Below are 12,442 nucleotides of genomic sequence, written 5' to 3' on the forward strand. Positions count from 1 at the left end.
AAACAATTAGAATAAGCTCTCAAAAACCATTTTTCTCAAGCTACTTTATAATGACAGGGCTCCGGGCAAAATACCTTTTACTCAAGAGGCAGTAGCACATCTTTTGAGTGTGCGGCGCGAAACTATTACTGATATAGCTAATAAGCTTCAAAAAGAAAACATCCTCTATTATACACGTGGGTAAATTGAGATCATTGATCGGGAAGTCTTTGAAAGTCATTCGTGTGAGTGCTATCAAGCGATAAAAAATATTTTTGATCCTCAGGACAAGATTGCTGCCTAAAACATAGTTGGAAAGCGTACAGACAGTGCCTTACAACCGCAGTAAATTTCAATTTTAACCATTTGAGGTCAATAATATGAAAGCTTTAAAATTAACTGCTAGTTTAATTCTGATCAGCATACTTTTTATTTCTACAATAGCCGTAGGGGAAAATTCGAGCGTTGGCGAATTTGTTAAAGATTCGGCCATTACGACTCAAATCAAATCTAAAATACTCGTAGCAAAAGATATTGACTCATTGCATATTAAAGTAGATACCGACAACAATGGTATTGTCGTGTTAACCGGCGCAGTGAAATCAGCGGAAGAAAAGGAAAGAGTGCACAACATTGCACATGATGTCGATGGTGTAAAAAAAGTTCTAAACAATTTAAAAATCGACCCTGCTCTATTTAATTAACCCGATAAGATAAGTTATTGTTGATTTATGCTAATTTATTAAACCCGTTCAGCAAAAGGGTATATCAGAATGAACGACCCCGCCCCAAGGGGCGAGGTATCAGAGTTGTGAGATGTGGAAAGTTAGAAAAGTACAAGCTGCCTATCCTCGTGTAGTTTGACCTAGTTTAATGAAACCGGACAGTCCAGTTAAGAGAAAATAGCTTAACCGGAGGAAGAAATGGTAACGAGAAAACAATATGCAAAAGAATTTAAATTAGATGCTATGAGTCTGGTATTGGATCAGGATCACACGACGTCAGAAGTATCTCGAAACCTTGAGATCACGCCTAATATGTTGAGGAGGTGGATCAGGGAATACCAAGCAGATGATGCTGATCAGTCATTCCGTGGTAATGGGAAGCTGACGCCAGAGCAGGAAGAAATCCGGCAGTTGAAAGCGCAAATCAAGCAGCTCAAGCTGGAGAGGGAAATACTAAAGGAAGCGACGGTCTTTTTCGCGAAAGAAACGAAATGAAGTATTCGTTCATTAGCCAAAGGAAAAAGACCTATCCTGTTGGCTTGATGTGCCAACTCATGGGTGTAAGTCGTAGCGCCTACTATGATTACGTTCGGTGCGTTGATAATTATTCTGAACGCCAGCATCACGAGGAAAAACTTGAAGCGGTGCGGGATATAGCAAAATCCAGCAATTATAGTTATGGCAGCCGCAGAATCGGAAAAGCGCTGAATGCGCTGGGTTATCCGATTGGTCGCTGGAAAGCTCGACGCCTGATGCGGGAAGCCGGTGTGCAAGTCAAGCATCGCAGGAAATACAAAGTGACAACCCATAGCGATCACAAACAGCCGGTATTTGAGAACAAGCTGAATCGGCAGTTTGATGTTGCAGCCCCCAATCAAGTCTACGTTGGCGACATAACCTACATTTGGACTCGAGAAGGCTGGCTGTATCTGGCTGTGATCATTGATTTATTTTCCAGGAAAGTGGTCGGCTGGAGCATGAGTCCAAGAATGAAGGCCAGACTGGTTTGTGATGCATTAAGAATGGCTATCTGGCAGCGTCAGCCGCAAGCAGGACTGATAGTACAGCAGGACTTGCGGGGCCCAATATGCCAGCAGGGAGCACCGGAAGTTTCTGGAAATACACGGTTTTGTGGGTAGTATGAGCCGCACTGGCGATTGTTTCGATAATGCTGTGGCAGAAAGCTTTTTCGGCAGCCTCAAACAGGAGCGAATCCACTGGTGCCATTATCAAACTCGTTTCTCAGCTCAGCAAGATGTGTTGCAGTATATTTCCATGTTTTATAACAGTCATCGACTGCACTCATACTTGGGGTACAAGAGCCCAAATCAATATGAGGTAGAAATTGAAAATGTAAAGAAAGTTGCTTAACTGAGTTGTCCGGTTTTACTTGACCGCGTGGGGGTAGATATACCCGGGGTAGGGTGTGCCAGGAAAAAATGTCACATAATGTAATCGAGCTTGGTACCCAATATCAAGGTGGATAAGCTTAAATTGTAGTAACTCAGACTCGATCTAACAGGCACATCGCCAAATCGGGTAACTGTCAGATCGAGTCTGAATTACTACACCTTATGGACTGCAAGAAGCTTTGTCATGTAGTTATCTCCATATGGGCTAAGCATCCATTTGTCACTGTCTACAATAGAAATTAACTTCAATGCTCTGAGTTGGATTTTTAGTGTATCAAACGAACTTGAGTAAATTCGAATATTGTAAATCTTTTGATTTTCATGTTTCGTTGCAAAGTATGAAGAGTTGCTTTCTTCAATGAATTGATTTAGCCGGGATATCACACGATACTCACTTGTCGGACTGATTAAATCGGGCGCAAGGTAGGTAAATAAACTATCCCAGCTAGTCTTAAATGTATGGTCAAATTCTCCATCCTTCTTCCAATACTTAGCCCCGTTCTTTGCTGTCTCTGCGTTCTTTGTCTCGAAACTAAAATCAACTGAGAATTCGTCCTTTCCTTTGGATAATTTTTCTGTACCAGCGGGTTCTACCAGTCCAACTTGCCTAAGTCTTTTTTCAAGTTCCTCAATGTGTTTTTTCATATTGAGAACCTCCTGAGAATGGTCTTCAGGAATTTGGTTCGCTCGAATCCATCCGGGTGATGGATGATGTTTAATTAATTGAGTAATGCTACGACTCATCTTTGCGCCGAGATCAGCAGGGCTTGTAAAATACTTGCATAAGCGTTGCTCTGCGAGTTTTCTGAACTGCTCGAGTTTCTTCTTCGCCTGAGAACTCCCTTCCGTTTTCCCCGCTTCTATCTTAGATGGATCTTCGTGGAGAAAAGCAATCACAGGCTTCACGGTTTCTATAGCATAGCGATACTCCATCTCGGTGAAGCTCATGCCGGTAGCATTTGAGATCGTGCCATATCTTCCTCCAATTATTACTAAATAATAGTCTGATTCATCGATTACTTTCTTAATCCAGTTCCATTGTTCTTCGTTTGCGGCTGGAAATAATTCCATACCAGCAGGCATGCAATCGAGTTCAAGAAGCGCCTGCATGATTTCTGCCCGCTCTTCGATGAGGTCGTTGTATGTCGAGCTAACAAAAACCTGATAGCGCTTACTGGTCATAGTTTGAAGGTATAACGTAATTAAAAAATCATTTAGTCAAATAATCGGGTTGGTATAGTCACATATTTTTGGATATATAACTCTATCATATTGTATTGAATTAAAATTTTTATGAGGAAATATAGTTGGAATGACTAAAAACTACTCGATCAAGTTCGTGAGAAAAATATGATGCATGCACTATAGCTTAATTTTTTTTAGAAATTAGTATAGTAAATTGCTTAATCTTATAATTTAAAGATTGTAATTTTTATTATAGCTTCTGCATTTAGTCATCTCTTTCAACCAACAATCCCGCATACCACCGAATAACTTGCTTAATCTTAGCATCAGCAATCCAACTCTTCTGAACCACAACTCTCGCAAGCTGTTGCCTGAGATAAACCGTACCCTCCTCATTCACCTCAAAATCCCGCTTACGCCACTTCTGAGTTTGTATCCAGCCAATCAACTGTTCATCTAAAGTTGGACGTAACAATTCGATTAAATCCCAAGCCAAACTTGCTCGCCCATCCAAATGCACATGCAAGGCACCTGCTGCCGGATCATATCCATCAAATACTAACGCCCGCTCCGCTCAATGCGCCCAGCAAGGATGGTGTAGCCATAATTTAACATTGCATTAACCGGATGCACCGCTTTGCGTCCCGATCCTGTAAGTGGTGAAGTTCGATTAGAATATTGGCTCCAGTGCTCCGGAAAATCCTTATAGTGAGCTAATTCAAAATTCCATTGATTCCAATACAATTGAGCCGCTCGTCCTTCGGCAAGCCGAAGCATTTCCAAGCTATTCATCAGAGATATGTCATTTAAAATTCTTCGATAAAGCAGCGTTAATTCAGGTTTTACCCGCACAGCCCCATTTAGTTTTTCGACGACGATGCTACGAGCAATCAAAAATGAATTAGCCGTATATTGTGCTCGTCTCTGAAAAGGACGATGGGGAGGAATAGCAGGAATCAAATTCAAGCACAGATCTCCAACCAAATCTAAGGTATAAAGTGCGATACTTTGTTGTGCTAGCCACTCAATGGCGTCTAATGTGATATATCCTGCATAACCCACGATTATAATAGCTTTGATACCATGCACTCCTCGAGCAAGTCTACGGGCCGTATCTTTTGCAGTGAACCAACTGAAGACCAAAAAGCAGTGGGTGTTAAATATCATTTCTCAGATAGCAAAAACCAAGTTTTTACTAATCTAACACTAGGAGTGTCTAGACAATTCCTTACCGATTTTCTTTCAAAACGAAATATAAGATCGTATATTACGTCGGTAATGGATAAAAGAGTTGAAGAAGTAATAAAAAGACTATCCGAACGAGATGTAATTATACCTACTACCAAACGAGACTTATCAACTAAAGATTACATTAAAAAAATAACTTCTAAAATAAATAAAAATGTTATTGATTGTATTGACAGCGAAACCATACCTCATTTATTGATTAACAAACTTGATTCTAATATTTATAATAAAAACTTGATTTACGATGATATTATTAATCAAATTATTGATGATGAAAAAAAAATTACTATATTACGAAATTATTTTGAAAGTACTAATTTGAAAATAGATGAAAAAATTATTTTGCCTTTTGGTAAAATTTATAATTCACCAGTTGATCTAAAAAATCGTGAGCGTAGTGGCAATCTTGGTCAACTATTATTAGCCTCAAATGTAGTATCCTCATATAGAGAGTGGAGCAAAAAAAGAACTAAATTTTCAGAATTTGCTATTTGTTTCCAGAAACCTGACAACGCTGGAAATATTGATGGCGGGCTAACTCATATAGTTACTGATTACAAAGAAATTGGATCAAAACCAATTATAAAAAAGATTGAGGAGCTTAAACAGAAGCCGAATTTTTATTCGCATTTCAATTTTTTATCAACTAATTTTTATGTAATTGGGTTTTATCTAGATAAAATACCTAATATTTTAAAATATGATAAAGATGATACTATTGATTTTGCAAAAAGTCTTAGTCTTGAATCATATTTAGAACAGCTTCAAATTTTGATAGATATTGAGAAAATTGATTTTTTTCATAATGAGAAATTAATTTTAATCACTGCACGCTATAAAAACATTCAGAAAATAAATTTTGAAACAGGAAAAACTTCACGGAATTTACAAAGAAGCACCCCGCCGCAAGCAGCGGGGTATTAACTGCGCTCTACAATCTGCTGGTTTTCAACCAGCTTTCGCCCCAAGGGGGCGGGGAATTAAACCCGCAGAGATTAAAATCCCCATTTCCCGTCCAGATTAATGGCGAGTGCCTTGAAAATTTTGATTCATTTGTTGCTAAAAGATCATGCCTTGAATCTTTTGTAGATGCAATTCTAGTACTTAAACAACTCGGGCAAAACTTCATTACGGTTGACCAACACGCATTCGATACAACATACCTTCTGCCGTAATGCGCGAGTTCCGCTCGTTATTAATTTTTCTTAGTGCAGCCATTTTCTCTAACTTCGATCATAATTCATCACGGAGGATCAATCGTGGCATAGCAATTGTTTTATTGGTGAAGTCGGAATCTCGTTTATTTTTTATTTATGAACACGTTTCTCTAAAACGTCAAGTATTCCTTAAATTTTCATATATTTTTTTCGTTATTTACATGTTAAGCAAATATAAGATTATTTTTTTTAGTTCAACTTTATTTTTTTTCACGTTTGTGACATTTTTTCCTGGCACATCCTACCCCGGGTATATCTACCCCTTACTTGACCGCGTCAGTTTTTGATACTCTTTCCCTTGCCCCTTAACATAGTTCCTTATCGTGTGTTCATCGCCATGACGACCAACAGTACTCGCAAAATAGCCATCACTCCAAAACTCACCGTCCCAGAATTGTTTTTTGACATGAGGACACAAGCGAAATATCTCACTTGCTGTGATACTCTTAATCAGTGTTACCAGTTTTGTTACACTATATGAAGGAACACTTTGTACTAAAAAATGAACATGATCTTCATCTGTTCCAATCTCCAGAAATTTCAACTAATAACGCTTCTCCAGCTCAAGACACACGTCTTGCAGTGTCTTATCTGCAGCCTCATCGAACACAGCACGACGATATTTCGCTGGAAATACCAAGTGATAAAACAATGTTGTTACGTTATGTCGCTTATGTATATATTCGCTCACGCGAATATTTTACGCCCCAAGGGGCGAGGAATTAAACCCTGCAGAGATTAAGCTACTTAAAGATTTTAAGATGAAATTCACCCATAATTAATAACTGCATTACATGTATCTGAAACAATATTCAAGCATTGCGCCTGGGTGCACATCCTTCACACTCGTCGACAACCATTTATATAATGGTTGGTATTATGGAGGGAAGGGAAGTAAAAGTGTAAAAAAAAAACAGGAACATACCTGTTTACGCAAACTTGAGAACTCCTACATTTTGCCCCTGGCAAAGCCTCGGAGCCTCCTTTCAAGATTTGCTACTAGAGTTAGTTTAAAAGGTTTTTCAATTCTAAAGCAGTTTTTACGATTCCGACCTTCTAGATCAACAAAAGAAAAATAATAAAGCTCCTCAGTTCCTGCTTTCACAAAATTATTTCTTAAAGCTTTTTGCCAACAAAGATCAAAATCTTTATGTACCGTACTTTTTTCTTTTAATGGAATCGTTGAGTAGGGATAACAAGCTACAAATTGATCATTCCGAACTGCCCGAATTAATATTGCAACTTTCATATAGTCTTTCCAAACATGCGGTTAGTGTCTGTTGTCAATCTAAGAAATTCATTAACGGCATTGATTTCTCTCCTCTAAAGTTTATTTGTGGCAATCCACCCATAATTAATAGCCGCATTACAGGTATCCGGAACAATATTCACTCGTTGCGCTTGATGGCCGTAGCAGATGCAATTTGATTTGCTTGAAACGCACGCTGCAACCTGCGACCAGTCGACGGCGTCAGATAACATTGAGAGCGACTTGGTAATGAATGACCGGAATTACGCTTGAAGGCTGTATTTCGCCCTCCTGTGTTGATTTGTTGGTTTTTTCCTCTAATTTCTTGCATCGGATCAGCTAATCGGTCAGTAATGCGTCCATAAGTGATTATGGCCATAGCCGGAACTGCGAAAAAGAGGAAAATTGCTGCATAAACCATTTTGGGAATTGGGCGCTTTGGTTTTTCTACATGCAGGCTAGCCGAGTAATACAATTCGAACGCTTTCTTTTCCAGTTTGTACGGTTTCTTGACTGCATTCGCCCGGTTGGTTTTCAGTTTTGGGTTAGCGCAGTATTTCGACCATTCATATTGCGAGGCCTTTGCACGGTTACTACGCGGCACGATAATTGCGTTAAAAATTCGCGAAAAATGCTCATTTACCCCGTGTAAACTCCGCTTTTTCGCAAATTTTTGCCTTATTCTCGTACCGCTCATGACACCGTGCAAAGGTCTCATTGCTTGTTACCTGACCATTCCTGGCTTAAATGAATATGCCGATCAGCATTTTCGAGTACGAACGGATGCACGAATTTGGGCGATTGCGTGATTACCAGGAAATCAAGCCCGTGCTTTCTATGTTGGGAAAGATATTTGATGTACTCTGGAGGGTCTTTCAGATCGATGGCCGGCCACGGATAAGCGGCTTCATCGACAACTATAAGGCTTCTGAGGTATGCTGATTTTCAAGGAGTCCAAAGTTTCATAAAATGGAGACACGAAATGGAGGGTAATCCCCCCATTATTAACCGAAGTTAAAAGTAGAGGTTAATGCGCTAACTGAGCGAGCTTTTGTTTTGGTGTTATTCCTCCAATGGCCGTATTAGGCCGTTCATGATTATAGGTCCACAACCATTTTGTTGCATAGTCCTGAACTTCGGCGATTGACTCAAAGCAGTGCTGGCTTAACCAGTCATAACGTACGGTTCTGTTGTAACGTTCAATGTAGGCGTTTTGCTGAGGTTTGCCGGGCTGTATGAATTCCAGCTGTATGCCGTTCTTTGCCGCCCAGGCAGAGAGTAAGCCGCTGATGTACTCAGGGCCGTTGTCACAGCGAATCCGCTTTGGCTTGCCGCGCCATTCGATCAGGCGATCCAGCGTGCGTATGACGCGCCCTGCAGGTAAGGAGAAATCCACCTCTATTCCCAATCCTTCACGATTGCAGTCGTCCAGTATATTGAGTAACCGAAAGCTGCGGCCATCTTCCAATTGGTCATACATGAAATCCATTGACCAGGTTTCATTGATGGTTAACGGTACCGCCAGCACTTCCGGCTTGTCACGTTTGAGCCGCTTTCTCGGCTTGATCCGCATGTTCAGTTCCAACTCCCGGTAAATACGATAAACACGCTTGTGGTTCCAGAAAAAACCTTTTACATTGCGTAAGTACAGAAAGCATAAACCAAACCCCCAGTTTCGCTGATTGTGCGTCAACCGCAGCAGCCAATCGGCAATGATACGGTTATCAGCATTGAGCCTGGCTTGATAACGGTAACATGTTTCGCTGATATCATAGATCTCACACGCCAGGCGGATACTGATCCTTTTTTGCTTAACAACCTGTTTAGCCATGTCGCGCCGCTGCCAGGGCGCTACCACTTTTTTTCGAGGGCTTCCTTACGTAGCTCGGATTTTAACCGTTCCTCAGCATACATCTTTTTCAACCAGCGATTCTCTTCTTCAAGTTCCTTGAGTCGGGCTATCATTGATGCATCCATACCGCCGTATTTGCTGCGCCATTTGTAAAATGTCGCATTACTCATACCGTGTTCACGGCACAATTCAGGCACCGGCACTCCTCCCTCGGCCTGTTTGAGTATCGCCATGATCTGGCTGTCACTGAATTTCGATTTCTTCATTGCAGAATCTCCTGTCTATATAAATTACAAGAAAATTCTACTTCTGACTCCTGTTATTTTCTGGGGGGATTACCACTGAACTTGAGTTAGAGCTATCCAGAGTTAAACGCGAATTAGCAGAAGCGAAGATAGAGCGTGATTTTATAAAAAAGTGTGCGACGTATTTCGCCAAGGAGTCACGGTGAGATACGGTCTGATTGAGTCGATGCGGCAAAGCTATTCGGTTGGGCTCATGTGTCGAGTATTGAATTGAATGTTTCCGAGAGCGGCTTTCATGCTCAAAGAACGCGCCCGCTTACGTTTACAGTCGCTTCCTTTAGTATTTCCCTCTCCACCCTGAGCTGCTTGATTTGCGTCTTCAACCGCCGAATTTCTTCCTGCTCCGGGGTCAGTTTCCCATTACCCCGGAATGACTGATCAGCTTCATCCGTCTGGTATTCCCTGATCCATCTCCTCAGCATATTGGCACTGATTTCCAGGCTTCGAGATACTTCCTTCCGATGTCGTATCGGCCCTGACAATACCAGACTGACTGCATCTAATTTGTATTCCTTTGTGTATTGCTTTCTTGCTGTCATTTTCTTCCTCCAATTAAGCTATTTTCTCTTAACTGGACTGTCCGGTTTCATTAAATCAGGTCAAAGTTATAACAACTTCTAAGTTGAAGGCTTGTCGGGTTTCTTTTATCGAAATTGAAGTCAATTCAAATTTGTAATGATGTGTTTTTGCTTTTAGGCTGAGAAAATGAACGATCTAATTTATATAGATAACGAAGAAATTAAAAAATTACCGGGAAAGAGTAAAATCAACATTGAAAAGCTTCCGTCTAAACCTAATGATTCTCAAAACTTACCTACAAATGCGGGTACACTGCGCTCCGTTTCCTCCTGATCAAATCTCAACCGCAACGGGTGCTCAATTTTAAACCGGTATCAGCCACCCTTGAACATATAAACAATATCCTTCAATGATACGAGAGGCGACGAGAAACAAATTAATATAATTTTATTTCAAAGTTAGATGCGAACAGATTTCCAATAATTGGATCTCCAATAGATATGATCAAGCCTTGATATTGTGACGCCTTTCTTTTGAGATGCATGCAAGAATTTATTTTTCTCTAAATAAATTCCTACGTGATTTGATGTTTTACCGGTTTTGAAGAACACCAAATCTCCAACCCTTAAATCATTCTGTCTAATTTCTTGTCCAATTTTTGCTTGCATCCACGTTGTTCTTGGTAAATTCATACCGAGTTTAGATTTAAACGTCAGATGCACAAAACCTGAACAATCAATTCCTTGTCGACTCAGTCCGCCATATTTATAGCGCACACCCTGCCATTCATCATAATGAGAATAGAGCACTTTTCTCATGTTATTTGGATCTAATAATGGCTTACTGACAGTAGGGCGATAATTTTGTTTGTAAATAGACCCTTCTTGAATTGATTCGCAACCAACCAAGAAACTTACGCCAATAAAAATTATAGATCGACCAACATATCTTTTCATTGATGAAGTACTTTCTACTTAAATCAGTTCTTAGTTCTCAATCAAAAACCAAGGAATAAAGGATCTAAATGCGGTTACTATGTGACCCTATGCTGGATAATTTTGATAGAACACACTTAGCCATATCTTTTAATGAAACAATCTCATTAACTCCCCCTGTTGCAATGGCTTCTTTGGGCATCCCAAAAACAACACAACTCGCCTCATCTTGAGCAAAGGTATATGCTCCTGCTTTGTGCATTTCCAACATTCCTGCAGCGCCATCTTTTCCCATACCCGTTAAAATCACACCAATAGCATTCTTTCCTGCGCAATTTGCTGCTGAACGAAATAGTACATCAACTGACGGCCTATGTCGACTCACTGGCTCTCCATGATTTAGTTCAGTTATATAATTCGCACCACTACGTTTGAGTAATAGATGCGAATGGCCTGGCGCGATAAAAGCATGACCCGGTAATATCCTTTCCCCCCCCTGAGCTTCAGTAACTGATATCTTACATATACTATCCATACGGTTAGCAAACGACTTGGTAAATCCTTCCGGCATATGCTGCGTTACAAGTATGCCCGGAGAATCAGGTGGCATGCGAATCAGAAATTCTTTAATCGCCTCCGTTCCACCGGTAGAAGCACCTATTATAATTAATTTTTCGGTTGATGAAATGCGATTTAACACAACCGGTAAAACGGCATCCGCAGTAGCACTTTTTGTAACCGGTATAGACATTTGCCGTTTAAGCCTAGCCGATTTGGCTATACGAATTTTATCTGCAATTTCGGTACCATATTCTTTCAATCCTGACACAATATCGATTTTAGGCTTAGACACAAAATCAATTGCACCTAACTCAAGTGCGCGAAAAGTTACGTCCGAACCTTTCTCGGTCAACGTTGAAACCATGACAACAGGCATAGGTCTCAATCGCATTAATTTCTCCAGAAAGTCAATTCCATCCATTTTAGGCATTTCAACATCCAATGTCAGCACATCAGGATTCATGGTTCGAATCATTTCACGTGCCGCCAAAGGGTCAGCTGCAACTCCAACGACTTCCATATCTGGTTGGCTATTAATAATTTCACTCAATAACTTACGAATAAGGGCCGAGTCATCAACGACCAAAACTGAAATTTTTTTCATATTATGAACTCAATGAAATACAAGAGTAGGTTCAATCAAGAAAATAACTCTATTTCTCCACCATTTTCGACTTTGCGTAAGCGTTGACTATAATCTTTTTCACGCTCAGAAATAGTCATGTTACGAGTATTCCGCAATTTCTTTACCATTACCTTACTATTTTTTGGGAAAAAATAGACTTTGCGCGGAAATATATCAACTAAATCTTGTGCTACCACTCTTATTCTTTCAGTTCGCAGAAACTTCAAAACAAAATCTGCATTCCTTTGGCCAACATTCGCAACCGTCAACCCATCCAGAACATTTCCGCCACCAAATACTTTAGCTTCAAGATTACACCTGCGGGCACCCAGTTTGAGCAACTGATTAATCAGTATTTCCATCGCATACGTGCCGTAGCGAGCTGAAGCATTCAAGGGGTTACCCATATCCGCACCACCATCTGGAAGCATAAAATGATTCATACCACCGATACCGCTATAACAGTCGCGTATGCAAGCTGCAACACATGAACCAAGTACAGTTACCAAAAGCATGTCTTTATCAGTAACGTAGTATTCGCCTGGTAACAATTTGACAGCTTGATGATTAAAGCTTTTGTCAAAATATAAATTGCTCGCAATTTGATCATCAAGGATCTCAGTCATACGA

Annotated in this window: 14 protein-coding genes and 3 pseudogenes; 5 read left to right on the forward strand and 12 right to left on the reverse strand. The window is 40.3% G+C overall.

The features are described from left to right. Nucleotides 1–103 precede the first annotated feature (103 nt). From CPG39_RS14985 to CPG39_RS02490, 3 genes and pseudogenes are all read left to right on the forward strand, one after another. Nucleotides 104–184 (forward strand): hypothetical protein, encoded by an 81-nt coding sequence (locus CPG39_RS14985; RefSeq protein WP_419866145.1) that lies wholly within the window; start codon nucleotides 104–106, stop codon nucleotides 182–184. A 175-nt stretch (nucleotides 185–359) separates the two neighbouring features. After that, nucleotides 360–683, forward strand: coding sequence for a BON domain-containing protein (locus CPG39_RS02485; RefSeq protein ID WP_096291888.1), 324 nt, complete (start codon nucleotides 360–362; stop codon nucleotides 681–683). A 219-nt stretch (nucleotides 684–902) separates the two neighbouring features. Beyond that, nucleotides 903–2,075 (forward strand): annotated as a pseudogene (locus CPG39_RS02490) (IS3 family transposase). 194 nt (nucleotides 2,076–2,269) lie between these two features. Here the strand turns inward: CPG39_RS02490 and CPG39_RS02495 are convergent. From CPG39_RS02495 to CPG39_RS02505, 3 genes are all read right to left on the reverse strand, one after another. Beyond that, complete coding sequence (locus tag CPG39_RS02495) at nucleotides 2,270–3,298, reverse strand: DUF4062 domain-containing protein (protein ID WP_096291889.1); 1,029 nt, start codon at nucleotides 3,296–3,298, stop codon at nucleotides 2,270–2,272. A gap of 268 nt (nucleotides 3,299–3,566) precedes the next feature. Continuing rightward, nucleotides 3,567–3,821 carry a CRISPR-associated endonuclease Cas1 gene (locus CPG39_RS14855; RefSeq protein ID WP_269457650.1) on the reverse strand — a complete coding sequence of 85 codons (255 nt, stop codon included), beginning with the start codon at nucleotides 3,819–3,821 and terminating at the stop codon, nucleotides 3,567–3,569. Nucleotides 3,822–3,859: 38 nt separating this feature from the next. Further along, entirely contained in the window at nucleotides 3,860–4,468 is a 609-nt protein-coding gene (locus CPG39_RS02505) for a CRISPR-associated endonuclease Cas1 (protein ID WP_096291891.1), read from the reverse strand. A 111-nt stretch (nucleotides 4,469–4,579) separates the two neighbouring features. Between CPG39_RS02505 and CPG39_RS02510 the strand changes: the two genes are divergently transcribed. Next, nucleotides 4,580–5,473 carry a hypothetical protein gene (locus tag CPG39_RS02510; RefSeq protein WP_096291892.1) on the forward strand — a complete coding sequence of 298 codons (894 nt, stop codon included), beginning with the start codon at nucleotides 4,580–4,582 and terminating at the stop codon, nucleotides 5,471–5,473. 549 nt (nucleotides 5,474–6,022) lie between these two features. Here CPG39_RS02510 and tnpA read toward each other — a convergent pair. From tnpA to CPG39_RS02540, 6 genes and pseudogenes are all read right to left on the reverse strand, one after another. Continuing rightward, a pseudogene (gene tnpA / locus CPG39_RS02515) lies at nucleotides 6,023–6,457 on the reverse strand (IS200/IS605 family transposase). Between the two features lie 258 nt (nucleotides 6,458–6,715). Next, complete coding sequence (locus CPG39_RS02520; protein WP_096291893.1) at nucleotides 6,716–7,015, reverse strand: hypothetical protein; 300 nt, start codon at nucleotides 7,013–7,015, stop codon at nucleotides 6,716–6,718. Between the two features lie 139 nt (nucleotides 7,016–7,154). Continuing rightward, nucleotides 7,155–7,733 (reverse strand): hypothetical protein, encoded by a 579-nt coding sequence (locus CPG39_RS02525; protein ID WP_231990367.1) that lies wholly within the window; start codon nucleotides 7,731–7,733, stop codon nucleotides 7,155–7,157. Next, the gene (locus CPG39_RS02530) at nucleotides 7,730–7,936 is read right to left on the reverse strand and encodes a zonular occludens toxin domain-containing protein (RefSeq protein ID WP_269457651.1); all 207 of its coding nucleotides are present in this window, start codon (nucleotides 7,934–7,936) and stop codon (nucleotides 7,730–7,732) included. Before CPG39_RS02530 ends, CPG39_RS02525 begins: the two co-directional genes overlap by 4 nt. A gap of 106 nt (nucleotides 7,937–8,042) precedes the next feature. After that, a protein-coding gene (locus tag CPG39_RS02535) for an IS3 family transposase (RefSeq protein ID WP_096291894.1) occupies nucleotides 8,043–9,133 on the reverse strand; the annotation gives its coding sequence in 2 pieces (ribosomal slippage) (nucleotides 8,043–8,872 and nucleotides 8,872–9,133; 1,092 coding nt in all). Between the two features lie 305 nt (nucleotides 9,134–9,438). Beyond that, nucleotides 9,439–9,711: pseudogene (locus CPG39_RS02540) on the reverse strand (transposase); the annotation flags it as partial. Between the two features lie 166 nt (nucleotides 9,712–9,877). Here CPG39_RS02540 and CPG39_RS14445 point away from each other — a divergent pair. Then, nucleotides 9,878–10,024, forward strand: a complete 147-nt coding sequence (locus CPG39_RS14445; RefSeq protein WP_172424069.1) for a hypothetical protein — start codon at nucleotides 9,878–9,880, stop codon at nucleotides 10,022–10,024. A 125-nt stretch (nucleotides 10,025–10,149) separates the two neighbouring features. Here the strand turns inward: CPG39_RS14445 and CPG39_RS02545 are convergent, their stop codons facing one another. The 3 genes from CPG39_RS02545 to cheD form a co-directional block, all read right to left on the reverse strand. Beyond that, nucleotides 10,150–10,647 carry a C40 family peptidase gene (locus CPG39_RS02545; protein WP_096291896.1) on the reverse strand — a complete coding sequence of 166 codons (498 nt, stop codon included), beginning with the start codon at nucleotides 10,645–10,647 and terminating at the stop codon, nucleotides 10,150–10,152. A gap of 64 nt (nucleotides 10,648–10,711) precedes the next feature. Next, entirely contained in the window at nucleotides 10,712–11,791 is a 1,080-nt protein-coding gene (locus CPG39_RS02550; protein WP_096291897.1) for a protein-glutamate methylesterase/protein-glutamine glutaminase, read from the reverse strand. A 35-nt stretch (nucleotides 11,792–11,826) separates the two neighbouring features. Further along, nucleotides 11,827–12,438, reverse strand: coding sequence for a chemoreceptor glutamine deamidase CheD (gene cheD, locus CPG39_RS02555; RefSeq protein WP_096291898.1), 612 nt, complete (start codon nucleotides 12,436–12,438; stop codon nucleotides 11,827–11,829). Between the last annotated feature and the right edge of the window lie 4 nt (nucleotides 12,439–12,442).

Source organism: Nitrosomonas ureae (assembly GCF_900206265.1).
GTDB lineage: Bacteria > Pseudomonadota > Gammaproteobacteria > Burkholderiales > Nitrosomonadaceae > Nitrosomonas > Nitrosomonas ureae_C.

Bases quoted from the DNA above. Each gene is read 5' to 3' on its own strand.
- CPG39_RS14445 (WP_172424069.1), top strand. From the start codon at position 9,878: ATGAACGATCTAATTTATATAGATAACGAAGAAATTAAAAAATTACCG.
- CPG39_RS02505 (WP_096291891.1), bottom strand. From the start codon at position 4,468: ATGATATTTAACACCCACTGCTTTTTGGTCTTCAGTTGGTTCACTGCA.
- CPG39_RS02510 (WP_096291892.1), top strand. From the start codon at position 4,580: ATGGATAAAAGAGTTGAAGAAGTAATAAAAAGACTATCCGAACGAGAT.
- CPG39_RS02550 (WP_096291897.1), bottom strand. From the start codon at position 11,791: ATGAAAAAAATTTCAGTTTTGGTCGTTGATGACTCGGCCCTTATTCGT.
- CPG39_RS02485 (WP_096291888.1), top strand. From the start codon at position 360: ATGAAAGCTTTAAAATTAACTGCTAGTTTAATTCTGATCAGCATACTT.
- CPG39_RS02495 (WP_096291889.1), bottom strand. From the start codon at position 3,298: ATGACCAGTAAGCGCTATCAGGTTTTTGTTAGCTCGACATACAACGAC.
- CPG39_RS02525 (WP_231990367.1), bottom strand. From the start codon at position 7,733: ATGAGACCTTTGCACGGTGTCATGAGCGGTACGAGAATAAGGCAAAAA.
- CPG39_RS02545 (WP_096291896.1), bottom strand. From the start codon at position 10,647: ATGAAAAGATATGTTGGTCGATCTATAATTTTTATTGGCGTAAGTTTC.
- cheD (WP_096291898.1), bottom strand. From the start codon at position 12,438: ATGACTGAGATCCTTGATGATCAAATTGCGAGCAATTTATATTTTGAC.
- CPG39_RS02520 (WP_096291893.1), bottom strand. From the start codon at position 7,015: ATGAAAGTTGCAATATTAATTCGGGCAGTTCGGAATGATCAATTTGTA.